Origin of the sequence: Aeromonas sp. S18(2024) (assembly GCF_041402525.1) — a bacterium.
In the GTDB taxonomy this organism is placed as follows: Bacteria; Pseudomonadota; Gammaproteobacteria; order Enterobacterales; family Aeromonadaceae; genus Aeromonas; species Aeromonas enteropelogenes.
The window spans coordinates 24297-48366 of sequence record NZ_JBGLQV010000018.1 but is presented as its reverse complement, the minus strand read 5'-3'; the positions used below and the strand labels follow the sequence as shown (position 1 = coordinate 48366).

Annotated in this window: 21 protein-coding genes, 1 tRNA gene and 1 rRNA gene; 15 read left to right on the top strand and 8 right to left on the bottom strand. The window is 57.5% G+C overall.

Annotated features, from left to right (window positions below; all coding sequences use genetic code 11):
• From rrf to tcdA, 3 genes are all read left to right on the top strand, one after another.
• Positions 1-103, top strand: a 5S ribosomal RNA gene (gene rrf, locus ACB034_RS20550); the annotation flags it as partial.
• A 95-nt stretch (positions 104-198) separates the two neighbouring features.
• Positions 199-275 (top strand) — tRNA-Asp (locus tag ACB034_RS20545).
• A gap of 168 nt (positions 276-443) precedes the next feature.
• The gene (gene tcdA, locus ACB034_RS20540) at positions 444-1268 is read left to right on the top strand and encodes a tRNA cyclic N6-threonylcarbamoyladenosine(37) synthase TcdA (RefSeq protein ID WP_026457571.1); all 825 of its coding nucleotides are present in this window, start codon (positions 444-446) and stop codon (positions 1266-1268) included.
• A 27-nt stretch (positions 1269-1295) separates the two neighbouring features.
• On the opposite strand, the gene ACB034_RS20535 is transcribed toward tcdA, so the two are convergent.
• Both ACB034_RS20535 and ACB034_RS20530 read right to left on the bottom strand, forming a co-directional pair.
• On the bottom strand, positions 1296-1730 hold the full coding sequence (locus ACB034_RS20535) for a SufE family protein (protein ID WP_026457570.1): 435 nt from the start codon (positions 1728-1730) through the stop codon (positions 1296-1298).
• 13 nt (positions 1731-1743) lie between these two features.
• On the bottom strand, positions 1744-2964 hold the full coding sequence (locus ACB034_RS20530; RefSeq protein ID WP_371173632.1) for an aminotransferase class V-fold PLP-dependent enzyme: 1221 nt from the start codon (positions 2962-2964) through the stop codon (positions 1744-1746).
• 165 nt (positions 2965-3129) lie between these two features.
• On the opposite strand from ACB034_RS20530, the gene rep reads away from it, so the two are divergent.
• The gene (gene rep / locus ACB034_RS20525) at positions 3130-5142 is read left to right on the top strand and encodes a DNA helicase Rep (RefSeq protein ID WP_371173634.1); all 2013 of its coding nucleotides are present in this window, start codon (positions 3130-3132) and stop codon (positions 5140-5142) included.
• Here rep and ACB034_RS20520 read toward each other — a convergent pair.
• The 5 genes from ACB034_RS20520 to ACB034_RS20500 form a co-directional block, all read right to left on the bottom strand.
• Positions 5139-7421, bottom strand: a complete 2283-nt coding sequence (locus ACB034_RS20520; protein ID WP_371173631.1) for a putative bifunctional diguanylate cyclase/phosphodiesterase — start codon at positions 7419-7421, stop codon at positions 5139-5141. The genes rep and ACB034_RS20520 overlap by 4 nt on opposite strands.
• 84 nt (positions 7422-7505) lie before the next feature.
• Positions 7506-7961 carry a cytochrome c5 family protein gene (locus tag ACB034_RS20515; RefSeq protein WP_026458477.1) on the bottom strand — a complete coding sequence of 152 codons (456 nt, stop codon included), beginning with the start codon at positions 7959-7961 and terminating at the stop codon, positions 7506-7508.
• Between the two features lie 196 nt (positions 7962-8157).
• On the bottom strand, positions 8158-9186 hold the full coding sequence (tdh, locus tag ACB034_RS20510) for an L-threonine 3-dehydrogenase (protein WP_042027022.1): 1029 nt from the start codon (positions 9184-9186) through the stop codon (positions 8158-8160).
• Between the two features lie 56 nt (positions 9187-9242).
• The gene (locus ACB034_RS20505) at positions 9243-10433 is read right to left on the bottom strand and encodes a glycine C-acetyltransferase (protein WP_042072443.1); all 1191 of its coding nucleotides are present in this window, start codon (positions 10431-10433) and stop codon (positions 9243-9245) included.
• A gap of 115 nt (positions 10434-10548) precedes the next feature.
• The gene (locus ACB034_RS20500; protein ID WP_026456568.1) at positions 10549-11193 is read right to left on the bottom strand and encodes a TetR/AcrR family transcriptional regulator; all 645 of its coding nucleotides are present in this window, start codon (positions 11191-11193) and stop codon (positions 10549-10551) included.
• A 156-nt stretch (positions 11194-11349) separates the two neighbouring features.
• Between ACB034_RS20500 and rfaD the strand changes: the two genes are divergently transcribed.
• The 11 genes from rfaD to ACB034_RS20445 all read left to right on the top strand — a co-directional run bounded on the left by rfaD (position 11350) and on the right by ACB034_RS20445 (position 23275).
• Positions 11350-12306: an ADP-glyceromanno-heptose 6-epimerase gene (gene rfaD / locus ACB034_RS20495; RefSeq protein WP_042027023.1), complete on the top strand. Its 957-nt coding sequence runs from the start codon at positions 11350-11352 to the stop codon at positions 12304-12306.
• A 107-nt stretch (positions 12307-12413) separates the two neighbouring features.
• Positions 12414-14177 carry a polysaccharide deacetylase family protein gene (locus ACB034_RS20490; RefSeq protein WP_371173630.1) on the top strand — a complete coding sequence of 588 codons (1764 nt, stop codon included), beginning with the start codon at positions 12414-12416 and terminating at the stop codon, positions 14175-14177.
• Between the two features lie 5 nt (positions 14178-14182).
• The gene (locus tag ACB034_RS20485) at positions 14183-15382 is read left to right on the top strand and encodes an O-antigen ligase family protein (protein ID WP_371173629.1); all 1200 of its coding nucleotides are present in this window, start codon (positions 14183-14185) and stop codon (positions 15380-15382) included.
• Positions 15379-16476: a glycosyltransferase gene (locus tag ACB034_RS20480; protein WP_371173628.1), complete on the top strand. Its 1098-nt coding sequence runs from the start codon at positions 15379-15381 to the stop codon at positions 16474-16476. The genes ACB034_RS20485 and ACB034_RS20480 overlap by 4 nt, the downstream gene beginning before the upstream one ends.
• Positions 16477-16531: 55 nt before the next feature.
• Positions 16532-17218 carry a glycosyltransferase family 25 protein gene (locus ACB034_RS20475; RefSeq protein ID WP_042072447.1) on the top strand — a complete coding sequence of 229 codons (687 nt, stop codon included), beginning with the start codon at positions 16532-16534 and terminating at the stop codon, positions 17216-17218.
• Positions 17219-17236: 18 nt separating this feature from the next.
• Positions 17237-18256 (top strand): glycosyltransferase family 9 protein, encoded by a 1020-nt coding sequence (locus ACB034_RS20470; RefSeq protein WP_371173627.1) that lies wholly within the window; start codon positions 17237-17239, stop codon positions 18254-18256.
• A 28-nt stretch (positions 18257-18284) separates the two neighbouring features.
• The gene (locus tag ACB034_RS20465) at positions 18285-19382 is read left to right on the top strand and encodes a glycosyltransferase family 9 protein (protein ID WP_371173626.1); all 1098 of its coding nucleotides are present in this window, start codon (positions 18285-18287) and stop codon (positions 19380-19382) included.
• Between the two features lie 152 nt (positions 19383-19534).
• Complete coding sequence (locus ACB034_RS20460) at positions 19535-20737, top strand: 3-deoxy-D-manno-octulosonic acid transferase (RefSeq protein ID WP_371173633.1); 1203 nt, start codon at positions 19535-19537, stop codon at positions 20735-20737.
• A gap of 145 nt (positions 20738-20882) precedes the next feature.
• Positions 20883-22013 (top strand): PotD/PotF family extracellular solute-binding protein, encoded by a 1131-nt coding sequence (locus ACB034_RS20455; protein ID WP_371173625.1) that lies wholly within the window; start codon positions 20883-20885, stop codon positions 22011-22013.
• A 260-nt stretch (positions 22014-22273) separates the two neighbouring features.
• Positions 22274-22636 (top strand): cystatin domain-containing protein, encoded by a 363-nt coding sequence (locus ACB034_RS20450; protein WP_371173624.1) that lies wholly within the window; start codon positions 22274-22276, stop codon positions 22634-22636.
• A gap of 126 nt (positions 22637-22762) precedes the next feature.
• Positions 22763-23275, top strand: coding sequence for a cupin domain-containing protein (locus ACB034_RS20445; protein WP_371173623.1), 513 nt, complete (start codon positions 22763-22765; stop codon positions 23273-23275).
• A gap of 104 nt (positions 23276-23379) precedes the next feature.
• On the opposite strand, the gene ACB034_RS20440 is transcribed toward ACB034_RS20445, so the two are convergent.
• Complete coding sequence (locus ACB034_RS20440; protein ID WP_354688730.1) at positions 23380-23880, bottom strand: DUF1993 domain-containing protein; 501 nt, start codon at positions 23878-23880, stop codon at positions 23380-23382.
• Between the last annotated feature and the right edge of the window lie 190 nt (positions 23881-24070).

Genomic DNA, 24070 nt, shown 5'->3' with positions numbered 1-24070 from the left:
AGCGCCGTGGAACCACCTGAACCCATGCCGAACTCAGAAGTGAAACGCGGTAGCGCCGATGGTAGTGTGGCATTCGCCATGCGAGAGTAGGACACTGCCAGGCACCCAATTAAACGGTGATGTGAAAGACATGACCGGCTGCGAGGATGACACCTCATCAAGAAGCGGCAAATGATTTAGCGAAAGCTAACCGAATGCGGAGCGGTAGTTCAGTCGGTTAGAATACCGGCCTGTCACGCCGGGGGTCGCGGGTTCGAGTCCCGTCCGCTCCGCCACTATTTAAGAAGCCCAGTCGAAAGACTGGGCTTTTTTTCGTCTCTACGATCTCTCTATCTCATCTCGGTTAGCCCGATTTCGTTGCTCCATCCCGTTTCATGGTTATCTGAAATTCGCCGCCGCCCATGGTTGTCGCTATAATGGCCGCCCTCAAGCAAGGTGGTGGTATGAAAGCAGAGTATCTACAGCGATTCGGGGGCATAGCCCGTCTTTATGGTCAGGGTGCACTTGGTTCCTTCAGCCAGGCGAGAGTCTGCGTGGTCGGGATCGGCGGCGTCGGCTCCTGGGCGGCTGAGGCGCTGGCCCGTGCCGGCATCAACCAGATCACCCTGATCGACATGGACGATATCTGCATCACCAACACCAACCGCCAGATCCACGCCATGCAGGGCACAGTTGGTCGCCTCAAGACGGAGGTGATGGCCGAGCGCATTCGTGCCATCAACCCGGATTGCGAGGTGATCGAGGTGGATGACTTCGTTACCGCCGACAACTTGGCCGAGCATATCAAGCGGGAGTTTGACTATGTGGTGGATGCCATCGACTCGGTCAAGGCCAAGGTGGCGCTGATTGCCTTCTGCAAGCGCAACAAGATCCCGGTGATTGTGGCGGGCGGCGCCGGTGGGCAGATGGACCCGACCCGGATCACCGTGGCCGATCTGGCCAAGACCATTCAGGATCCGCTGGCCGCCAAGGTGCGCTCTGACCTGCGCCGGCTACACAACTTCAGCAAGAATCCGGCGCGCAAGTTCGGGGTGGAGTGTGTCTTCTCAACCGAGCAGTTGAGCTACCCGGATGGTAATGGTGGCACCTGTCAGGCCAAAGCGGCCAGCGACGGCAACATGAAGATGGATTGTGCCTCCGGCTTTGGCGCCGTGACGCCGGTGACGGCGACCTTTGGTCTGGTGGCCGCGTCCCGGGTGTTGAAGAAGATTGCCGAGCGCGGGGCTCGCGCCGAGAAAGAGATGGTCGGGCCGGTTAGCGAGGCGTAATCGGCCATTGAAGCCAGGAGTGTGCGGCTATACCGCTTGCTCCCGGATTGCCAAGACGATTGCCCTGAGCCCGTTGCCCCGCGACGGGCTCAGGTGTTTCTCGAGCCCTAGCTCGCTGAAATAGGCATCCATATCGAAAGCCTGGATAGTGTCGGGAGTCTGATGATTGAGCGCTGCCAGTACGATGACGATCAGGCCGCGCACGATGCGGGCGTCGGAATCGCAGGCAAAGTGCCAACGGCCATCCTCGCTCTTCTCACCCTTCAGCCAGGCCTGGCTCTCACACCCTTTCAGGCGGTGCTCTTCGGTCTGCCATTCTGCGGGCAAGGCGGGTAACAGCTTGCCTAGCTGGATGATAAGCCGGTACTGATTCTCCCAGCCATGGGTGGCGGCAAATTGCTGGCGGATAGTGTCGGCGTTGGGTTCCAGGCCGATCTGGGTATAGGTTGCGAGGCTACTCATGAAATTGTCTGCCTTAAAAGAAGTCGCTTAACTTGTGCAGGGCGGCCAGCAGGGCGTCCACATCGTCCCGGTTGTTGTAGCAGGCCAGCGAGGCACGTATGGTGCCGCCAATACCGAGCGAGTCCATCAGCGGCATGGCGCAGTGATGGCCGACTCGTAGGGCGATCCCCTGCATGTCGAGCAGGGTGGCGGCATCCTGCGGGTGGATATCCGTTAGCAGAAAGGAGACCGCGCCGGCACGCTGACCGGGTTCGCCGACCAGATGCAGCCCCGGCACCTGACGCAGGCCGGCGACCAGATAGTCGGTCAGCGCCTCCTCATGGCGGGCCAATGCCCCCCGGTCTTGTTCCATCACAAAGTCGATGGCGACAGCAAGGCCGATGGCACCGGCGATATGGGGGGTGCCTGCCTCGAACTTGAAGGGCAGGGTGTTGAAGGTGGTGCCGTTGAAACTGACCCTGTCGATCATCTCGCCGCCGGCCTGCCAGGGCGGCATCTGTTCCAGCAGCTCGGTGCGCCCCCACAGCACGCCGATGCCGGTCGGGCCGTAGAGCTTGTGGCCGGAGAAGGCATAAAAGTCGCAACCGATGGCCTGCACATCCACCTCGAGATGGGCCACAGCCTGGGCGCCGTCGATCAGGGTCAGGGCGCCGACCGACTTGGCGGCCGCCACTATCTGCTCGACCGGATTTACGGTACCGAGGGCATTGGAGACGTGGGCTATGCTCACCAGCCGGGTGCGCGGCCCCAACAGGGCCCGATAGGCGGTTATGTCGAGATCGCCCCACTCATCGAGGGGGATGACCCGGATCACGGCGCCGGTACGTTCGGCGACCAGCTGCCAGGGGACGATATTGGCGTGATGCTCCAGAGTGCTGAGCAGGATCTCATCCCCAGCCTTAAGCTCGCTCATCCCCCAGCTCTGGGCCACCAGATTGATCGCCTCCGTGGTGCCGCGGGTCCAGATCACTTCGTGACTGCGAGGCGCATTGATAAAGCGGGTCACCGTCTCGCGAGCCGCCTCGAAGGCACGGGTGGCCCGGGCGCTCAGGGCATGGGCGGCACGATGGACGTTGGCGTTGTCGGCTCGATAGTAGTAAGTGATGGCATCCAGCACCGCCTGCGGCTTCTGGGTGGTGGCGGCATTGTCCAGATAGACCAGCGGGTGGCCGTTGACCTCCTGCGCCAAAGCCGGAAACTGGCTGCGCAGCCGGTCGTGCTGTTGCTGGTTCATGCTCCCCTCACTGTCTGGAAAAGTGGTCATCATCTCGAAAAGTCGGTCATGATCCTGAAAACCGTCGCCGAACACAAGGCATCTGGCGAGCTATTGCTCGATGGGGCTGGCCGGGTGATTTCTGTTACAATGCCGCCCCTCATCATAAGCCAAGAGATCCGGCCCATGAAGCTCAACCCCAATCAGAACGAAGCGGTCAAGTATGTCTCCGGCCCTTGCCTGGTGCTGGCGGGTGCCGGATCGGGCAAGACCCGCGTCATCACCAACAAGATTGCCTATCTGGTGCAGCAGTGCGGCTACAACGCGCGCAACATAGCGGCGGTCACCTTTACCAACAAGGCGGCGCGAGAGATGAAGGAGCGGGTCGGCCAGACCCTTGGCCGCAAGGAGGCGCGGGGGCTGATGGTCTCCACCTTCCATACCCTGGGGCTCGAGATAATTCGCCGCGAGCACAAGAGCCTGAACCTCAAGGCCAATTTTTCCCTGTTCGACGATACCGATCAGTTGGCGCTGCTCAAGGAGCTGACCGAGGCGGAGCTCGACAACGACAAGGACAAGCTCTCGGCCCTCATCAGCCAGATCTCCAACTGGAAGAACGACCTCATCCTGCCTGCCCGCGCCATGCGCATCGCCCGCGGGCCGGAAGAGGTGCTGATGGCCCAGCTCTACGAGCGTTATCACCGCCAGATGGTGGCCTACAACGCCCTGGATTTCGACGACCTCATCGTGATGCCGACCCTGCTGCTCAAGAGCAACCAGGAGGTACGCGAGCGCTGGCAAAACAAGATCCGCTACCTGCTGGTCGACGAATACCAGGACACCAACACCAGCCAGTACGAGCTGGTGAAGCAGATTGTCGGCGAGCGGGCCCGCTTCACCGTGGTGGGGGACGACGACCAGTCCATCTACTCCTGGCGCGGGGCAAAGCCGCAGAACCTGGTGCTGCTGAACGAGGATTTCCCCAATCTGCGGCTCATCAAGCTGGAGCAGAACTACCGCTCCAAGCGGCGCATCCTCAAGTGCGCCAACATCCTGATCGCCAATAACCCCCACGTCTACGACAAGGCGCTCTTCTCCGAGCTGGACGAGGGGGTGAAACTCAAGGTGCTGTTTGCCAAGAACGAGGAGCATGAGGCGGAGCGCATCGCCGCCGAGCTGATGGGCCACAAGTTCATGAATCGTACCCGCTTCAAGGACTACGCCATCCTCTACCGGGGCAACCATCAGTCGCGCATCTTCGAGAAGGCGCTGATGACCAATCGCATTCCCTACCGCATCTCGGGGGGCACCTCGTTCTTCTCCCGTTCCGAGATCAAGGACATCATGGCCTACCTCAAGCTGCTGGTGAACCCGGACGAGGATACCGCCTTCCTGCGGGTGGTGAACCTGCCGCGCCGGGAGATAGGTCCCACCACGCTCGAAAAACTTGGCCAATACGCCAACCAGCGTGGCAAGAGCCTGTTTGCCGCCAGCTTCGAGTTGGGGCTGGAGCAACACCTCTCCGGGCGCGGCCTTTCCGCCTTGCAGGCCTTCACCAATTGGTTGGTACGGCTCGGTGAGCAGGCCCAGCGTGGCAATCCGGTGGAGGCGGTGCGGGACATGATCAAGGAGATCCACTACGAGGAGTGGCTCTACGAGACCTCTCCCAGCCCGAAGGCGGCCGAGATGCGGATGCAGAACGTTTCCACTCTCTATCGCTGGATCACCGAGATGCTGGAGGGGGACGAGCTAGAAGAGTCGATGACGCTCGCTCAAGTCGTGACCCGTCTCACTCTGCGCGACATGATGGAGCGCAATGAGGGGGAGGATGAAGCCGATCAGGTACAGCTGATGACCCTACACGCCTCCAAGGGGCTGGAGTTCCCCTATGTCTACATGGTGGGCATGGAGGAGGGTCTGCTGCCGCACCAGACCAGCATCGATGAAGACAACGTGGAGGAGGAGCGGCGCCTCGCCTACGTGGGCATCACCCGGGCCCAGACTGAACTCACTTTTACCCTTTGCAAGGAGCGGCGCCAGTTTGGCGAGTCGGTGCGACCGGAACCGAGTCGCTTTTTGCTGGAACTGCCGCAAGATGACCTGGAGTGGGAAAACCAGAAGAAGGTGACCGCCGAGGAGCGCCAGCAGAAAGGGCAGATGGCGGTGGCCAACCTGAGGGCCATGTTCAAGAAGAATTAGACCTGCGGGCTGTCCGGGGTCAACAAGGGGATGATGTCCGTTCCCGGCATGGGGGGAGAGATATAGCGGCCTTGTCCCATCTGGCAGCCGATATCGATCAGCTTCTGCAACTGTTGCTGGTTCTCTATCCCCTCGACCACCATGGTGTAATCGAGATCCTGACAGATGTCCCTCATGGCGCGGATCAGGGCCAGATCCTTGGGGGATTGCAGCATGCGTTGGGTGAAGCTGTCATCCACCTTGATGTAATCCACCGGGAAGTGGAAAAGGGCGTTGAGGGAGGAGAAGCCGGTCCCGAAGTCATCCAGGCTAATCTGGATGCCCTTGGCCCTCAGATCGTGCAGTGATGCCAGGGCATCCGAGTCTTGCCGCGATAGCTCCCGCTCATTGAATTCAAAGATGAGGTAGCCGTGGGAGATCCCTTCCTCCTCGATGATCTTCATCAGCCGCATGATGTGCTCATGGTTGACCAAGTGCTTGCCAGAGAGATTGATCGCCACCTTGAACTTGCCTTGCCCTGACAACGGCAGCCAGTTTTTCAGCTGTTGGCAGGTGTGGCGCAGGATTTGGTAATCCAACTCCAGGATCAGGCCGCACTGCTCTGCCAGCGGGATGAAGTCGAAGGCATCCTTGATTACCCCCTCTTCGGTTAGCCAGCGGGCCATCACTTCCAGTCCGGTCAGGCGGCTGTCTTGCAACCGGATCACCGGCTGGAAATAGGGCACGATCCGCCCGTCCCGCAGGGCCCTGGCCAACATCTCTTCCGGCGAGTTCCAATTCTGGCTGATGCACTCTTCCGAGTAGGTGACAATGCGGCTGCGACCATTGCGTTTGGCCTGGTACATGGCCAGATCGGCCTGATGGAGCAACTGGCTGATGTCCGTGGTCTGCTCGGATACGCTTGAAACTCCCAGGCTGACGGTGATACCCAGTTCGTTGCCCATCAGCCGGAACGGGTAGGAGAGTCGGCTGACGATGCGGTTGAGCACCGGGCTGATGTCATCTTCGTGCCTGCTGTTGTCCAGATAGATGACGAACTCGTCTCCCCCCAGCCTGGCCACCATGTCATTTTGCCGGATGCAGGTCTGCAGGCGGCGGCTGATCTCCTTGAGCAACATGTCTCCCGCGCTATGGCCCAGGGTGTCGTTGATCTGCTTGAAATGATCCACATCGATGAAAATCAGGGAAAATCCCGGCGACTTGTAGCGATTGAAGTGGGTCATGGCGTGGTTGAGGTGGTTCATCAGCAGCGCCCGGTTGGGTAGCTGGGTCAGCGGATCGTGGAGGGCGTCGAATTGCAGGCGCCGTTCCAGCTCCTGATGCTGCTTGAGCTGCTTCTGCAGCCTTATGTTGGTTTGGCGCAGCTGTTGCAGCCGCTGGTTGATGGACTCTTCCGAATTGATTTCATGGAGCTGCTGACGGATCCGCTTCAGTTCCAGCAACAGGGTCAGTTGAGCGCGAAGGAAATCGAGAAACAGCTTGTCGTCTGTCTCCAGTGGCTGGGATGTGCTGATGATGAAATGAGCGAAATATTGTTGCTGTAGCCGCAGCGGCATGCTGTGCCAATAGTGTGACTCCCGGTTGACCTCGATATTGCTGGTGCCATGGCACAGTCCGCTGATGAAGGCGTCACTCTGGTGAGGGTGAGCGGGGTAGATCCGCTCCAGCTTGTGGTTGTTGAGCCGTACCAGCAGCATGTCATTGATGGCCAGCATTTGGCGCAAAACGGCTTCCAGCTGGGAAAAGAGCGCCTGACCGGGCAGGGTATTGGCCAGTCGCATGATGCGGCTGATGCTCTCTATCTTTTTTTTCCAGTTCGGATCCTTGCGGATCAGGGGGGAAGGAGGCTCGGCAAGGTGGGTGCCCGCCTGGGTTTCGGTCAACCGCTTGGCCAGACACTCCAGCAACAGACGCAGAGTCGGGAGATCGGCCGGGGTGCCCCGTGCCAGCAGCCACTGCACCTGGCCATGTTCGATAGGGAACACGCACCAGCCTTCCACTTCGTCCAGCTGGGTGAGCTGTTCCGTGATGCGGGACTGCTCTCGCCCCAGCTGCTGTTTGAAGGCGTTGCTGATCTTGTAGGCATAGAGCCAGTGCAAGCCTGAGCCAGAGAGGCCCAGCATGCCAAAATGCTGCAGTGGGCAAAGCTCGTCGATCTGGTGGATGAGGGCGTCGTAATCCTGGGTCGTGGCGGTATGGGGCGCAGGGAAGTCCATGATAGTGGAAACCAACGCCAGCAAGGGAGTCGAATAATGGGGTTCGATGGATTGGGCCGACATGAGCAACTCCCGAGGTATCTACCCTACAAGAGTAGCCGGAAGCCGAGAGATTAAAAGGGCCGCAATTGCGGCCCTTTCAAATACTTAGAGGTTGTCGGTCATGTAATGAATCGCGTTTTCAATCTCTTCATCGCTACAATTCGCGCAAGTCCCTCTCGGCGGCATCATACCGGATTTGCCGGTGAAGCCTTCGATGGCATGTTTCTTCAGTGTGTCTATCCCCTGTGCAACACGGGGTTCCCAGGCGGCTTTGTCACCGCGTTTGGGGGCACCGGCAGCGCCCGTATCGTGGCAGGCAAAGCAGGCGCCCTTGTAGACGGCTTCACCATCACGGGGACCGGATGCGGCCGCCGCAGCCGGGGCTGCACCCGCACCGGCAATGCCTTCCAGATCCTTGGCGGTATAGACTTCACCGACCGGTTTGATCCGCTCGGCAATCGCTTCCGGTGACAGTTCATCGGCAGCCAGTACGGCACCAGACAAGCTGGCGGCCGTCATCCCGACAGCCAGCAAATAGCTCAGTTTTTTCAACACGCTCATATACTCCCAGCAGTCTTTTATTATCCCTGTAAACGACGGGATTATAACCGAATAGTTACAGCCATTTAAACGCTTGTGTGTGAAGTGTTAAACACTCTGCGTACAAAGTTTTGCCCGTATCGGGTCGTGTCAGGGAGCCCTGATCGTAAAAAACCCGGCATTGAGCCGGGTTTCGTGGTCACAGGCGTAGAAACGCTTATTTGTCCCAGCTCAGGATCACTTTGCCGGATTGGCCAGACCGCATGGCATCGAAGCCTTGCTGGAAGTCGTCGATGTGGAAGCGATGGGTGATGATGGGGGAGAGATCCAGCCCGGACTGGATGAGGCTCGCCATCTTGTACCAGGTTTCGAACATTTCGCGGCCGTAGATCCCCTTGATGAACAAGCCCTTGAAGATCACCTTGCCCCAGTCGATGGCCATGGTGGAGGGCGGAATGCCGAGCATGGCGATTTTGCCGCCGTGGTTCATCTTGTCGATCATGTCCTGGAAGGCGCTGGGTACGCCGGACATCTCCAGCCCCACGTCGAATCCTTCGGTCATGCCGAGTTCACTCATCACATCGGAGAGCTGCTCCTTGGCCACGTTGACCGCGCGAGTGGCACCCATCTTGCGAGCCAGTTCGAGTCGGTACTCGTTGACGTCGGTGATCACCACGTGGCGGGCACCGACATGGCGGCAGACGGCTGCAGCCATGATGCCGATAGGGCCGGCGCCGGTGATCAGCACGTCCTCACCCACCAGGTCGAAGGAGAGGGCGGTGTGCACCGCGTTGCCGAACGGATCGAAGATGGCGGCCAGGTCATCCGGGATGTTGTCCGGCAGCTTGAAGGCGTTGAAAGCGGGTATCACCAGATACTCGGCAAAAGAGCCGGGACGGTTGACGCCGACACCTATGGTGTTGCGGCAAAGATGGGTGCGACCGGCACGGCAGTTGCGGCAGTGGCCACAGGTGATGTGACCCTCACCTGAGACCCTGTCGCCGACCGCGAAGCCGCGCACTTCCTGACCCACGGCGACCACTTCGCCTACGTATTCGTGGCCGACCACCATGGGGACCGGGATGGTCTTCTGGGACCATTCGTCCCAGTTGTAGATGTGGATATCGGTGCCGCAGATGGCGGTTTTGCGGATCTTGATCAGCAGATCGTTATGGCCGAGTTCGGGGGCCGGGACGTCCGTCATCCAGATGCCGACTTCTTTCTTGAGCTTGGAGAGGGCTTTCATGCTTGTTCCTTCACGATGAATACAGAAAAAGGGGCGCTCGGCCCCTTTTGTTCAAATCAGATGATGCCGAGTTCGCGGCCGATGCGGATGAAGGCATCGATAGCCTTGTCCAGCTGCTCGCGGGTGTGGGCGGCAGACATCTGGGTGCGGATGCGAGCCTGGCCTTTGGGGACCACGGGGAAGGAGAAACCCACCACATAGATGCCGGCAGCCAGCATGCGACTTGCCATCTCGGACGCCAGTTTGGCATCCCCCAGCATCACCGGGATGATGGCGTGATCGGCACCGGCCAGAGTAAAGCCGGCGGCGCTCATCCGCTCGCGGAAGTACTGGCTGTTCTCCTTCAGGCGGGCGCGCAGGTCATGTCCTTCGGCCAGCATGTCGATCACCTTGATGGTGGCCGCGACGATGGAGGGGGCCAGGGAGTTGGAGAAGAGGTAGGGACGGGAGCGCTGACGCAACCAGTCGATCACCTCTTTCTTGCCGGAGGTATAGCCACCGGAGGCGCCACCAAGCGCCTTGCCCAGGGTGCCGGTGATGATGTCTACCCGATCCATGACGCCACAGTATTCGTGGGTGCCGCGGCCGTTCTCGCCGATGAAGCCGACGGCGTGGGAGTCATCCACCATCACCAGGGCGTCGTATTTGTCGGCCAGATCGCAGATGGATTTCAGATCGGCGATGACGCCATCCATGGAGAAGACACCGTCGGTGGCGATCAGTTTGAAGCGGGCGCCATCGGCGTCGGCCTGCTTGAGCTGGGCTTCCAGCTCGGCCATGTCGTTGTTGGCATAGCGATAGCGCTTGGCCTTGCACAGGCGTACGCCATCGATAATGGAGGCGTGGTTGAGAGCGTCGGAGATGATGGCATCTTCGGCGCCAAACAGGGTCTCGAACAGGCCGCCGTTGGCATCGAAGCAGGAGGAGTAGAGGATGGTGTCCTCGGTGCCGAGGAAGGCGGACATCTTCTGCTCCAGCTCCTTGTGCTGGTCCTGGGTGCCGCAGATGAAGCGCACCGAAGCCATGCCGAAGCCGTGGCTGTCGAGCCCCTGATGGGCCGCCGCGATAAGGTCCGGGTGATTGGCCAGCCCAAGGTAGTTGTTGGCACAGAAGTTCAGAACCTGTTCGCCTGCGACGGCAATGCTTGCCTGCTGGGCGGAAGTGATGACGCGTTCCTGTTTGTACAGGCCCTCGGTTTTGACCTGGTCGAGCTGCTCGGTCAGGTGACGATAGAATCCGTTAGACATCCTCGATCCTTATTGGCTATTTCAGCTGCGTATCAACAGAGAGCAACATTTTACTGCAATTTGTTGCGCGTAATTCAAATGATTGTGCTGATTTTCAACAAATGTGAAAAGGATCTCACCTGGCTGGTTGGGCCAGCTGGCGGTAATGGTGCTCCAGCTGACGGATCTGGTTAGCCACCTGGGGCTGTACGTAGGGACGCAGCAGGAACAGCACCTTCAATACGCCCTGATAAAGCAGGGGCTTGGTGATGCGGGTATTGGGGGCCTGGGCGATCTGGAACGGGATCCAGCAGGTGACCACCATCTTGATGGTCTGACCGAGATCCGGCAGATCCTCATCATTGACGTCTATGATGCCACCCTCGCGCAGGCTTTTGAGCAGGGCGACTACGGAGGCACGCATCTGCTCCTGGGCCTTGAGGTACTTCTGCTGCAGCGGCTCGTCGCGGCTCAGGATGTCCGGCAAGTTGGCGTAGAAGAAGCGGAACTGCCACATCAGGTAGAAGATGGCATCCAGATAGCCCATCAAATCCTGCAGGGTAATCTCGCGGTTGCGCGCCGGGACGAAGCTCTCGCTCAGGTGGCGGGCATATTGATCGAAGATGGAGTGGATGATGTCTTCTTTATTGCGGAAGTGGTAATAGAGGTTTCCCGGGCTGATGCCCATGTGTGCCGCAATGTGGTTGGTGGTGATGTTGGGCTCACCCTGATCGTTGAACAGCTCGGTCGCGCTGTGAATGATCCTGTCTCTGGTTTTCATCACGCCTCTCTCCTGCGGGATTCGCCCGGGTCGACGTAACGTGGTCGAATCCCCTGACTGCCCATGATAAACTTTTCGGCAATTTCAAATTGGCTCACTATACACAGCTTTAACAAGCAGTCACATGTAGCCATCAACGTACGCGAGGCAAACTCCATGATCGTAGTAACTGGCGGTGCTGGCTTTATCGGCAGCAATCTGGTCAAACAGCTGAACGCTCAAGGACGGACCGATATCGTGGTCATCGACGACCTGACCGACGGCACCAAGTTCGTCAACCTGGTCGACCTGACCATCGCTGACTACATGGACAAAGACGAATTCCAGGCGCGGATCGTCTCCGGTGATGAGTTTGAAGAGTGGGATGACGGTATCGAGGTGATCTTCCACGAAGGTGCCTGCTCTGCTACTACCGAGTGGAACGGCAAATTCATCATGGAGGTCAACTACGAGTACTCCAAGGATCTGTTCCACTACTGCATCGAGCGGGAAATTCCCTTCATCTATGCGTCCTCCGCTGCTACCTACGGTGGCCGCAACGACAACTTCATCGAAGATCCCAGGTTCGAACAGCCGCTCAACGTCTATGGCTACTCCAAGCAGCTGTTTGATCAGTACGTGCGCCGCCTGATGCCGGAAATCAATTCACAGGTGGTGGGCCTCAAGTACTTCAACGTCTATGGCCCGCGCGAGCAGCATAAGGGTTCAATGGCTTCCGTTGCCTTCCACCTCAACACCCAGGTGAAGAAGGGTGAAAATCCCAAGCTGTTTGAAGGCTGCGATGGTTTTCCGAACGGCGGCCAGATGCGCGACTTCATCTATGTGGATGACGTCTGCAAAGTGAACCTGTGGTTCTGGCAGAACCCGCAGCACTCCGGCATTTTCAACTGCGGTACCGGCCGCGCCGAGCCGTTCCAGAACGTGGCAGAGGCGGTGATCAAGTATCACCAACAGGGGTCTGTCGAATACATCCCCTTCCCGGATCACCTGAAAGGCCGCTATCAGAGTTTCACCCAGGCCGATATGACCAAGCTGCGCAGCGTGGGTTATGACGCCGAGTTCATGACAGTGGCCGAAGGGGTGGCCGATTACATGGCCTGGCTCAATAGATAACGCGTAATAGCAATATATTGATACTGTTAGTGAAACCGGAAGCGGACTCTACTCCGCTTCCGGTTTTTCTGGGCTGACTTTCCCTTTCTGCAACGAGTAACCACGCAATGAATATCTTGATGGCACTCTCCCAGCTCGAAGTAACGGGCGCAGAGGTCTATGCCACCACGGTCGGTAACGAACTCACCCGGCGTGGTCACAATGTTTTCTATGTGTCAGATACTCTGACCAAGCCCACGTTGGGCCCGGTATTCAAGCTGCGGTTCAACAAGCGCAGCATTCTGCGCCGTTTCTGGCACGTTTTTTACCTCATCTATCTCATCAAGAAGCATCACATCCAGCTGGTTCATGCCCACTCTCGCGCCTCCGGCTGGAGCAGCTATGTGGCTTGCAAGCTGACCGGTACACCCATGATCACCACTGTGCATGGCCGCCAGCCGGTGCATGCTTCCCGCAAGGCCTTCCATGCCCTCGGCTATCGGGCTGTGGCGGTGTGCGAAGATATTGCCAGCCAGATCATCGACAATCTGGGAGTCGATCCCGCCATCGTTCAGGTGCTGCGCAACGGCATCGAGACCGACAAATTTCAGCCCGTCGCCGCGCCCGCCAATGACAAGCCGGTGATCGCCATCATTGGTCGCCTGAGCGGTCCCAAGGGGGAGCTCTGTTATCGTCTGCTGGACGAGGTGCTGGATCTGGACGCCTGCCAGGTGCGGGTCGTGAGTGGCAGCCAGGTGCCCGAGCGCTTCGCGCGTTTTCGTGACCGGGTCGACTTCGTCGGTTACGTTGACGATGTCCCCGCTCTGATGGCGCAGTGCGATCTGGTGATCGGTGCCGGCAGGGTGGCGATGGAGGCCCTGCTGTGTGGTCGCCCGGCGTTTGCCATCGGCGAGGCCAAGGCCATCGGCCTGGTGACGGAAGAGAATCTGGCCGAGGCGCTCGCCAGCAACTTCGGCGATATAGGCCCCAAGGATCTGGCGATCGATTTTGTCGCCCTCAAAGCCAGTATTGCCCCTGCGCTTGCCAGCAAGGAGGTGCCGGAGGCGATCCGCCAGCGTATCCAGGATGAGTATGGCTTGCAGGGGGTTGTCTCCGGGCTGGAGTCCATCTACCAGGATGCAGTGGTCGAAACCCTGCGCCGGGAGATGCCGGTCATCATGTATCACCGCTTTATCGAGCATGAGAGCGAGAAGGGGGTACACGGTACCTGGATGCCGATCACCATGTTCGAGAAGCACCTTCGTTTAATGAAGTGGCTCGGCTATGAGACTCTGACGTTTGGCGATTTGGCAGACAAGGGCTTCATCCATCGTCTGCAGTACGGCAAGAAGTATCTGATGATCACTGCCGATGACGGCTATCAGGACAACCTGACCCGCATGTTGCCGCTGCTGGAAAAATACGGTTATAAAGCTGTGGTATACGTAGTCACGGGGGAAGGGTATAACCGTTGGGATGTGGAACATACGACCAACTCGGATACCCGGGTGTCCCTGATGAACGGTGAGCAGATCAAGACGCTGGCGGCCAGCGGCCATGTGGAGATCGGGGGCCATACCCTGACCCATCCCCGCCTGAGCCAACTGTCTGTAGAGCAGCAAGTTCATGAAATTCAGGAAAATAAGCGTCAGCTTGAGGCCCTGCTTGGTTATCCGTTGATGTCGTTTGCCTATCCTTACGGGGATATGAACGAGAGTGCCAAGGAACAGGCCAAAAATGCTGGTTATCGCTTTGCCGTCGCCACCAACAGCGGCCCCAAAGCCATGCACCAGGACCCTTTCCAGATCCGCCGGATCGCCATCTTCCCTCGTACCGATGTGTTCGGGCTATGGCGCAAAATCCGCGGGAATTATGTTTTTAGAAAGGCATAATGAATATGGCGCAGCACTTTCATCGGTTGAATGTTCTTCTTTTTTCTTGCACTTTATTTTTTACATTGTGTGGGTTATTTCTCGTTCCACAGGGAAATCATTATCTTTCCAAACTATTGGTTCTGTCATCTCTTGTTGGCTTCATAAATTATTTTATTGGAAACAAGGATAAGCTTGGCGTATCAGCTAGGAACCTTTACGTCTGTGTTCTTATTTATATTGCTGCTATTGGTGCCAGTCGACTGGTACATGATGATGAAAGCTGGTTGATCCGAAACTTGTTCTATATTTTGGTGTTCTTTCTGCTCATTCCGAGAGAGGCTATCGTCATTCGTGCTTTCAAATTAGGGGCGCTCCTTGGTGGTATATCCATTGGTTTGCTTGCCATTTGGCAGCATCACAATGGTATGTTCAGAGTCGAAGGTTTCACCAATGCCATATTATTTGCTCAAGGTGCATTGATTCTGGTGATTCTAAATGGATTCTTCAGTCAAGTTGACTCCAACAAGTTTGTTAAGTGTGGTTATTTTATCGGTGCTGGGGCTGCTGTTATCGCTATTTATTTATCACAGAGTCGAGGGGTGTGGCTTGCTTTATTGATGCTTACAATGCTGGCACTTTCGATAAAAGCAATTAAAAAACCAGTGAAGTATATAGCTCTATTCATCATAGTATTTATTTTGCTTGCTATCGTTTTTTCTGAAACTGAAATATTTAAAATTCGCATCCAGGAAAGCCTATCTGAATTGAGCATGATGGAGAGCAACAACTACAATACCTCTTGGGGATTGAGAGTGATGGCTTGGAAAAGTGCCTGGTTTGGTTTTATTGAACATCCATTACTGGGGAACGGTCTGGATGGATTTAAGAACATACAACACCAGCAACTATTGGATGGGATAGTTGACAATTTCTATGTCAATTACGGCATGTATCATGCCCATAATCAGTTTATGCAGAACATGGTAGTTCGTGGCATTTTTGGGTTGCTTGGCGCAATTGCTGTTCTTGTTTACCCAATGATATTTTTTTACCATAGAACAAAAGTGCTCTCTGCAGGCTTTATGGTATCTTTTGGTATCTTTGTTTGTGCTCTTTCCGATGTGCCAATGGAGCATCAAAACACTTTATATATATACATGATAACATTGTTTTCATTGTGCTTGTCTTATGAGATAGAAAAAAATAAAGAGGTTATGTCATGACCAAGAACCTTTTGTTTTTTATCCACTCATTGGGCATGGGAGGGGCTGAAAAGGTTCTTCTTTCTTATGTACGCAGTTTGGTTGACCGCTATGGTTATAAAATAACGGTAGCAACGAACGAAGACAGTAGTCAGCATATAGTTGCAAAATCAATAGCTGACGTGGCAACAGTGGTTCATTTCGATTTTGATGGCAGTAAAAAAAATAATTTTATTGAAAAGCTAAGATTTTCTTTCAAAAAGCAGTCAAAAATAAACAAGTTGATTGATGAGCATGACGTCGTAATTGATTTTTTGGATGGCGATTTTTTCAAATATCTGAAGAGATGCAAGAAGCCTAAAGTGATGTGGCTGCACTCCAGTTTCTTTAATCTTGAAAAGAGAAAAAGGCACATGGGTAAACGATGTGCCAGTTATGATCGCGTCGTTCTTATTTGTCAGGATATGCTGACCGAGCTCCAGCGTGGACATGTTAGTTGGTTGCACAAGGCTCGTGTGATTTATAACCCTTTCGATTTTAACCGACTACTCAATCTGGCAGAGCAGGCCGCTGAAAACTCGCAGGAAGAGAAAGTACTGCTTGAGCAAGATTATATATTGAGTGTCTCTCGCCTTGACGAGCAGACCAAAGATATTGAAGGTCTGCTTCTTGCCTATGCCAAAGTGGTTGAAGGGGGACTAGATAAAAAGCTGTTAATCATTGGTGACGGGCCAGACAGAACACATCTGGAACGCGTGGCTCAACGCCTGGCGTTGCAGGACCGAGTCCATTTTCTCGGGCTTAAGGCCAACCCCTATGTATGGATGAAACATGCCGATACGTTTGTCCTTAGCTCCAAGGGGGAGGGATTCGGGTTGGTACTGGTGGAGGCACTGTATTTGTGTGGCAGAGTCATCTCGACAGATTGTCCTGTGGGGCCAAGTGAGATCCTTGAGCGAGGACGATTGGGCACTTTGATCCCCATGGGGGATGTCTCGGCATTGGCCGAGGCTCTTTCAAACACGGGGCCAAAGCTTCCAAATATCGATCTTGATAAATATTCAAGCGAGAGTGTGCTGCGTGACTTTGATACTATGCTGCAAGAGCTTTTATAGCCGTTTATGACGCTTGGCGTTTTTGCATTTTTCGGCCTCTTGAGTGATATATTCCATGATTCCAGTTTTTGTCATCAGTCTTTCCCGTAGTCTCGAACGTCGGGAAATGGCGCGTAAACAGATGAGCCACCTAGGCATCAGCTACAGCTTTTTTGATGCCGTGGATGGCCGTAATCTGATGGATGAGGATGTCCGTCGAGTCGACCAGGTTGAAGCCAAAAAGTTTTCTGGCCATGATTTGAGCCCGGGCGAGATTGGTTGTGCGCTCAGTCACATCAAGCTCTACGAGATGATGGTTGAAGAGGGAATTGAACGCTGCGTCATTCTCGAGGATGACGCCTATCTGCACATGCATTTCAAGAAAATTGTTGAAGCCATCGTCTCCTGCAATCACTCTGACATTGTTTTTTTGCATCATGGCAAAGCCAAAAAATGGCCCCTCTTGCGTGCCTTGCCAGAAGGATACCGGCTTGCCAGATATCGAACGCCCAGCAAACATTCCAAACGGGCTGTGCTTTCCGCAGCAGGTTATGTACTGACTCTTGAGGGGGCCAAAAAGCTGTTGGCTCAGGCTTATCCCGTTCGCATGCCGGCAGATTATCTGACCGGTCGCCTGCAAATGACCGGCCTGAGCGCCGCCGGTGTCGAGCCCTGTTGTCTGGATGTGGATCTGTTTGCCACGACCATAGAGGACCGTGCCTATGGCCACTATCTCGAGCAAAACGAGAGTGACAAGGGTTAAGAGCAAGGCTGTTGCGTTATGAATCTGAAAAGATGGGTCAAATACCGGTTTGCTCGCCGTCTGGTGGCGGCGCAGCCAGCTGCGACCCCAATAAATGAGCCGGTCAAATCTCTGCTGGTGATCTGTTTCGATGCCATCGGGGATTTCGTGCTCTCCCTGCCGGCGCTTGATGCTCTGCGGCGTCGTTACCCTGATGCGCAGATGGAGTTGCTCTGCAGCCCACGCAATCTGGTGCTGGCCAGACAGGTGGATGGCGTGGTGGCATGCCATCCGGTGACGCTCAATGATCGTCTGTTTGATCGCGCCGGTTGGAATACGCTTCGTGAGCTGAAGGCTCGGCGGTTCGATGCGGTAATTAACCTTTTCGATGAACCGGACGAGCTGGCGATGGCCAGAATGCTCTATGTGGCCAATGGCTGCCTGCTTTCCCTGCCGCTGCGTCGAAAGAGCGACAACCAGCAAAAACTGTTGCCGCTTTTTCGCCAGTGTGCGCGTGAGGTGGCCGCAACGACCCAGCCCCATTTCGTCTACCGTATGCTGGCCATCGTGGAGGGAGAGGGGACCTTGCCTGCCAATATTCCCTGCCCATACAGCCCGGACTATGACACGCGCCGGTTTGGGCGTTATGTCGTCGTCAACCTGGCGGGAAGTCAGAGCGGCAACTCCATCAGCCGGGAGCGGCAAACGGCCATTCTGGCCGCCCTGCCGATATTGGAGGATGTGCGCTATCTCTGCTTCAGCTCCGAGCCGCTGGCGGCCGAGCGCCCCGACCTCACAGCGCTCTACCCCGATTCGATCCTGGATGCCGCCAGCCTGGTGCGTGATGCGGTGGCGGTCGTCTCGACGGATACCTCGATCGTCCATATCGCCGCCTCCCATGATGTGCCGACCCTGATCCTGATGAACGACGAGCCCTGGCGCGAGGCCTTCATTCCCCTGCACGGTCCCCACCGCATTATCAAGGTGCCTGGCAACACTCTGGATGCACTCAAGTCTGGTGAAGTGGCTGCCGCCCTGAGTGACATGCTGGTATCCTGAGCCCCCTTTCTCTGCATTCGAGGATCCCATGGCGTTGATTAACAAGCTGCAGCTGGCGCGCGATGTGCTGCGTCGCCGACTGGGACGCTGGCTGTTTGACAAAGCCAGCTCGCGTCCTGCCGATGATGGCAAGAGCAAGGTCGTATTGTTGCGCTGGGATGCCAAGCTGGGAGACGCCATCGTCTCCTCCTGGGTGGCGCGGGAGATCCACAAGGCTCAACCCGGCCGTGAAGTCTGGGTGGTGACGACACCGGCCATGGCACCGCTGTTTCGCGAGCATTTCGGTGTGGACAGGGTGGTCGAAATCCCAAAACGTCCCGGTTATGGTGAACTCAAGCGGTTGGCTCGTTCCCTGGGGCGGGTCGGCTATCTGGTACATCTGGGCAAATCGCTGAAGATGAAGGATATCTACTTCCTGAGCCAGGTCGATGCTTGCCACGTGGCCGGGATGGATGACGAGCTTGCCTGCATCGATATCAAGCTGGGAGCCCGCACCGTAGGGCGCCATTTTGCCGACAAGTTCGCCGAGCTGCTTGCCTGCATGGGGATCGCATCCCCTGACACTCGCTACATCATCCCGGCAAAAGCTGAATGGGAGAGTGCCCTGGCCGTATGGTGGCCGATGGATCGACCCGTTATTGCCTTCAATCCCTATGGTAGCGGTGGTGCCCGTCGGCTACGGCCGGACCGCATCGCTTCCATGCTGGAAATCATGCTGACAGGCTGCTCGCAATCCATCTGTCTGTTGTTTCCACCCGGGTTGGAACAGGAAGTTGCCGGCCTCAAGGCCGGCGCTTCTGCGCCAGAGCGGATCCTGCTCTCTCCCGAGCAGCCCTCACTCGGCGGCCTCTTTACCCAGCTTCGGCACAGCGCCGCGCTGGTGTCGGTCGATACGGCAACTGTGCATATCGCGGCCGGGCTGGGTCTGCCCATCCTCGGGCTCTACAACCCGGATCTGGGTGGTGGAGGCGAAAATTACGCCGAATGGCATCCGAACACACCGGATGCGATGATCCTGTTTTCAACATCGCTGGAGACCCAGGATATCAACTCGCTGGATATGCAGGCTTTCGAGCAGGCATTTGCCAGATGGGTTGCCACCATGGGAGGAGAAAATCGTGCTTAACACCGCAGTGACAACCAACCGAGCCGCAGGGACTGAATGACATGAATGAGAAGGCGAAGTCGGACAGACTTTTTTATCTGGGAGTTATCGGGGGCTTGCTGATGTCCCTTGTCTTCTTCCAGTTTCAGATCCTCACCGGTGACCAGACCCAGATGCTCTACAAGGGCTATCTCGGTGCCTATGAGGGGGTCTGGCTCAGCTATGGCAACGCGGCGAGTGCGGTGGGCAATGTGCCGGGCAGCCTGTCGGCCTGGCTGATCGGCGGGCCGCTGCTGCTGTGGGATTCGCCCTACGCGCCCGTGCTGTTGTTGCTGGCGATGCGGCTGGTGGGCTTCCTGCTGTTTGATGCGGTGATCCGTCAGGTGTTTGGTGACAGGGTGCGGCTGCTGTTTCTGGTGCTCTGCTGGCTCAACCCCTGGTTCCAGTACGAGAGCCTGCTTTACAACCCTTCCTATCTTTTCCTCTTTTCGGCCATGCACTGCTGGTCGGCCTGGCATATGCGCGAGCGGGCCTCCTTCTGGCACATGATCGTCCATCTGCTGGCCATCGGGATGGCGATGCAGCTGCACTACTCCTGGCCGCTGCTGGCGGTGATGTCGACCTACCTGTTCTGGCGTCGCATCCTCAAGGTGAGCTGGAGCGGCGTGGCGGTGGCGGCCCTGTTGATCGGCGCCTCCCTGATCCCCTACGCCATGGAGGTGATGAGCAACAGCCAGATCACCCAGAACGTCGACCCCGAGGCTCGCCAGCGTTACATCGGCTGGGGTCTGGTGCACGTCTATCCGGTGCTCAAATCCGTGCTCTACTGGCTGCGTTACGGCTCCTGGCTGTTTGCCAGCAAGCTGGTCAACGATACCCAGTTCATCTGGCTGGCGGGCCATGAATATTTGCAACTGGCTGCGGTCTGGCTGTGGCGCCTGGTGATCTACGGGGTAGGCTCGGCCACCGTGCTGCTGGCGGCCAAAGCCAACTGGCAATTGTGGAAGAGGCTCAAGCCGCGTCTGATGCGCAGCGACCGCGCCTCCGTGGATGGCGAAAGCTGGCTCGGCCTCTATGCCGTCGCGGCCGTGTTGGCGGTGCTGGTGAGTGCGGCGCTCTCGCCCATCATCTTCAACTACTGGCACCTGATGCTGATATTCCCCTATGCCCTGTTCCCCATGCTGTTGTTGCTGGTGGAGTGGAGTCGCCGTTATCCCCAGTGGGTGGGCAAGGGACTGCTGGCTGCGACCCTGTTCTGCACTGTCGTCAACCTGATCGCCGCCACCGACAGCACCAAGTTCTCCTATCAGGCGGATTACCAGCAGCAGGTCGAAACCTATCTGCAAGAGGAAGGCCTCGCCCCTCGCCAACCCTGATAACCCATCAGCCCCGCCCTCGTGCGGGGCTGATGCTATTTGGGGACGTGCTGGCTGGGCCGGTTATCTCTTCACATACATCAAAGGTGCGATCGCGCCGCACTCCTATACTCCATCAAGATGCTCATCTCAGGAGTAAACGGCCATGCGTCTACTGTTTCTCTGCTGCTTGATCGTAGGGACTCCGCTGCTGGCGGCGCCGATCCAGCTCAAGTTGCTGGAGTGGGGCTATCTGCCTGCCGGGTATGAGCAGCAGTTTGCCGACTATGCCAGGGCCAACGGGATGGAGGTGACGGTCAGCCGGGTTGAACCACTGCTGACCGACTTTGACAGCGTTTACCGGGCCTTGCGGACCCGCTCTGCCGACGTGGTAATACCGACCAGCTATTTCTACAAGGCGCATCATCACCCCCTGTTCAAGTTGCTGTTGCCCATCGACTTCAGCCGTCTGAGCCACTATCCGGAGCTGAAACCGACCCTTAGGAATACCGAATATGACAAGCAGGGGGAGCGCAACTACTCGGTCCCGTTCACATACGCCATGTTCAGCCTGGCCTACGACAGTAAGCAGATTGCCCAGGCGCCGGCCAGCTGGCAGGTGTTGGCTGACGATCTGCCCCAGGGGCAATTTGCCGTGTTTTGCGATCAGTTCGAGCCCCTGTTGTTCTCCGTGCTGCTCTCCCTTGGCAAATCACCCGCCCTGTTTGCCAGTGGCGAGATGCTGGCCGATCAACCACTGCAGCAGGAGGTGGAGCGGCTCCTGACCCGGCGTCTGAAGTCCAGTCGCGGTTTCTGGTTCAATCAGACCAATAACTGCGAGGCTCTGCGTCAGCAGCGGCTGGCCACCACCTGGGGACTGGAGCTGGTGGAGTGCAACCGGCAAAACGGCCAGCAATGGCGGATCGCCATGGTGCAGGAGGGGGCTATCTACGCGCTGGATGCGCTCTCCATCGCCCGCCATGTGAAGGATGATCCGGACAAGCTCAAGGCTGCCTACATGCTGATCGACTTTCTGCTGAGTGCCCCGTTGCAAAGCCGGATGCTGGTGGGCACCCCCACCATATCGGGCAGCAACCTGGCTGCCCGACCCCCGCTCACTCCCGAGGAGCAGGCTGTGCTGCCCGAACGTGCCATGCCTGAATTTGATGAACGGCTGCTGGTGCCCGCCCTGCCCGCCCATATCAAAAACCGTTACAAGCGGATGGTGCAGCAGGCACTGGTCGCCAGCGGCAAGGCGGAACTGGCCAAGCAGTGTCCCTGGGATGTGGAGAACTGACGTCTGCCCCGTGATTGACCGCTATCGTGAGTGCGCCAGAGCCACACAGCGGCAACTCTGGCTTTCTCTTGAACCGGGTGGCCTGGCCTTCCCGTCATCCCGAGGCTTGGCGTGGTTCACGCCTCTTTCTTTTCCCGGCCTTCTCCCGGCGCTCATACCGGATGGATCTGCGCTCTCTTGCCTGTCTGGTCGTGACCGCTGCGACAATATTGCGCGCGCACTCTTGATAGAGTGGTCATTTTGAGACTGGAGAACACCAGATGAAGCGAATGCTATTTCCCATCCTGATGGCGGGCATGCTGGGGGCCTGCAGCAGCGTGCCGCAGCAACCGCAGTGTGCCGCGCTGGCCGGTGGCTGGCAGGTTCAGGCTCTGCCGAATACCCAGGCCGACGTCGCACTGGCCAGCGTGCTGGCCCGCATGAACACGGCCGCCAAGCTCGATAGCATCCGCGAGGTGCGCAGCCAGGTGGTGTCCGGGGTCAACTACGATATCGAATTTCAGCTCGACAACGGCGAGGTATGGAACACCCGCGTCTATCGGGATCTGCAGGGCAATTACCAGATGACCCGGGTTGCCCAACAGGGCCAGCTGCCCCCGCTGCCTTGCATCAAGGGGAAGTAACAACGACTCCCATCGAGCCCCTCGCCTGAGGGGCTGATCTGGCCAGCCGACTTCCGCTTTTCTTGTGCCCTGCGGCAAAGGTAGGATGAGCATCCACCTTTAGCGCTCGTGCCAGAGGAGCCCTCCATGAGCCGCCACCCCTGCATCAAACACTGGAGCGAACTGCAAGAAGCGGAGCCGGGTTGCTACGCCGGCAGCCAGGAGCGACTGTCCCAGGGTAGTCCCCTTGGCAGGCACTACGGCTTTGCCCGCATCGGCATACACCACGAACTGCTGGCCCCGGGTCATCGCACCAGCTGGCCTCACGCCGAAGAGACCGAGGACGAGTTCGTCCACGTGCTGGAAGGCACCCCGGATGTCTGGCTCGATGGCGAGCTCCATCGGCTGCAGCCCGGCGACTCGGTCGGCTTCAAGGCGGGCGACGGCCTGGCCCACACCTTTATCAACAACACTGACAAGCCGGTGCGGCTGCTCTGTGTCGGCGACAGGGATCGGGATGACAATCGCATCCACTATGCCCTGCACCCCGAGCGCAATCGCCAGATCGGCGAGCGCCACTGGGACGATGTACCTGCCCGCGAGCTGGGTGATCACGATGGCCTGCCCGACCAGCTGCGCGAGAGCCTGGGGCCGTTTTAACGCCTGGCTGTCCCTCTGAAATGCAACAGCCTGCCGGATGGCAGGCGGTTGGTTATCTGGTGGCTTGTTCCCGCGACGGTGAGTCGATGTAGTGCCTGCAATCCTTACTGCAGCTTGATCCCGCCCAGATAGTCGCGCTTGCCGAGATCGACCCCCGCCTGGCGCAGCAGGGCATAGGTCATGGTGAGGTGGAAGTAGAAGTTGGGAATACCGTACTCATGAACGCAGGTATGGCCGTCCATCCCCTTGCCACCGGCCCAGTAGGGGAAGTAGTGGCCGCTTTCGTAATCGCTGTAGTCGGCATCCAGCCTGCTTTGCAAAAAGGCGATGGTGTTGCCGATATGGGCGCGCAGATCCGCCATGGTTTTGGGTTCGTCCCCCATGGCCGGTGTCTCGCTGTGGCTGGCGGTGGCCACCACGGCGCGGGCCGAATCGCAGCAGATCAGCACCTGTTTGGCGAGCGGCAGCATGTCGACGATAAGGCGCTCGTTGAAGAAGTTCTCCACATTGAACTGTTTCGCCTCGGCATGGGATTGCGCCTTGGCCAGGCAGTGGTCGAGGTTGGTCAGCATCTTGATAAACTGGGCTGTGATATCGCGGTTCATGGTGCATTCCCTGTAGGTTGAAAGCGGCTTGGTGCTAGCGAGGTTCACTATAACGGATCCGCCTTTTGCTTCGAGCCCATGGCGGCAGAAAGAGCAGCTCGCGCGCGTGTAGCGCGACAGGCTCTGCCTGCGCCCCCGGGTTTCCTCGCCGTGATGAGTCCCTCTTTGCCCCTTTTTTGATCTGTGACAT

Coding starts and splice junctions, on each gene's coding strand:
- ACB034_RS20530 (WP_371173632.1), bottom strand. CDS start 2,964: ATGAACCAGCAACAGCACGACCGGCTGCGCAGCCAGTTTCCGGCTTTG.
- ACB034_RS20535 (WP_026457570.1), bottom strand. CDS start 1,730: ATGAGTAGCCTCGCAACCTATACCCAGATCGGCCTGGAACCCAACGCC.
- ACB034_RS20505 (WP_042072443.1), bottom strand. CDS start 10,433: ATGTCTAACGGATTCTATCGTCACCTGACCGAGCAGCTCGACCAGGTC.
- ACB034_RS20470 (WP_371173627.1), top strand. CDS start 17,237: ATGAATCTGAAAAGATGGGTCAAATACCGGTTTGCTCGCCGTCTGGTG.
- ACB034_RS20465 (WP_371173626.1), top strand. CDS start 18,285: ATGGCGTTGATTAACAAGCTGCAGCTGGCGCGCGATGTGCTGCGTCGC.
- tcdA (WP_026457571.1), top strand. CDS start 444: ATGAAAGCAGAGTATCTACAGCGATTCGGGGGCATAGCCCGTCTTTAT.
- ACB034_RS20515 (WP_026458477.1), bottom strand. CDS start 7,961: ATGAGCGTGTTGAAAAAACTGAGCTATTTGCTGGCTGTCGGGATGACG.
- tdh (WP_042027022.1), bottom strand. CDS start 9,186: ATGAAAGCCCTCTCCAAGCTCAAGAAAGAAGTCGGCATCTGGATGACG.
- rfaD (WP_042027023.1), top strand. CDS start 11,350: ATGATCGTAGTAACTGGCGGTGCTGGCTTTATCGGCAGCAATCTGGTC.
- ACB034_RS20450 (WP_371173624.1), top strand. CDS start 22,274: ATGAAGCGAATGCTATTTCCCATCCTGATGGCGGGCATGCTGGGGGCC.
- ACB034_RS20445 (WP_371173623.1), top strand. CDS start 22,763: ATGAGCCGCCACCCCTGCATCAAACACTGGAGCGAACTGCAAGAAGCG.
- ACB034_RS20490 (WP_371173630.1), top strand. CDS start 12,414: ATGAATATCTTGATGGCACTCTCCCAGCTCGAAGTAACGGGCGCAGAG.
- ACB034_RS20475 (WP_042072447.1), top strand. CDS start 16,532: ATGATTCCAGTTTTTGTCATCAGTCTTTCCCGTAGTCTCGAACGTCGG.
- ACB034_RS20520 (WP_371173631.1), bottom strand. CDS start 7,421: ATGTCGGCCCAATCCATCGAACCCCATTATTCGACTCCCTTGCTGGCG.
- ACB034_RS20480 (WP_371173628.1), top strand. CDS start 15,379: ATGACCAAGAACCTTTTGTTTTTTATCCACTCATTGGGCATGGGAGGG.
- rep (WP_371173634.1), top strand. CDS start 3,130: ATGAAGCTCAACCCCAATCAGAACGAAGCGGTCAAGTATGTCTCCGGC.
- ACB034_RS20455 (WP_371173625.1), top strand. CDS start 20,883: ATGCGTCTACTGTTTCTCTGCTGCTTGATCGTAGGGACTCCGCTGCTG.
- ACB034_RS20440 (WP_354688730.1), bottom strand. CDS start 23,880: ATGAACCGCGATATCACAGCCCAGTTTATCAAGATGCTGACCAACCTC.
- ACB034_RS20485 (WP_371173629.1), top strand. CDS start 14,183: ATGGCGCAGCACTTTCATCGGTTGAATGTTCTTCTTTTTTCTTGCACT.
- ACB034_RS20460 (WP_371173633.1), top strand. CDS start 19,535: ATGCTCTACAAGGGCTATCTCGGTGCCTATGAGGGGGTCTGGCTCAGC.
- ACB034_RS20500 (WP_026456568.1), bottom strand. CDS start 11,193: ATGAAAACCAGAGACAGGATCATTCACAGCGCGACCGAGCTGTTCAAC.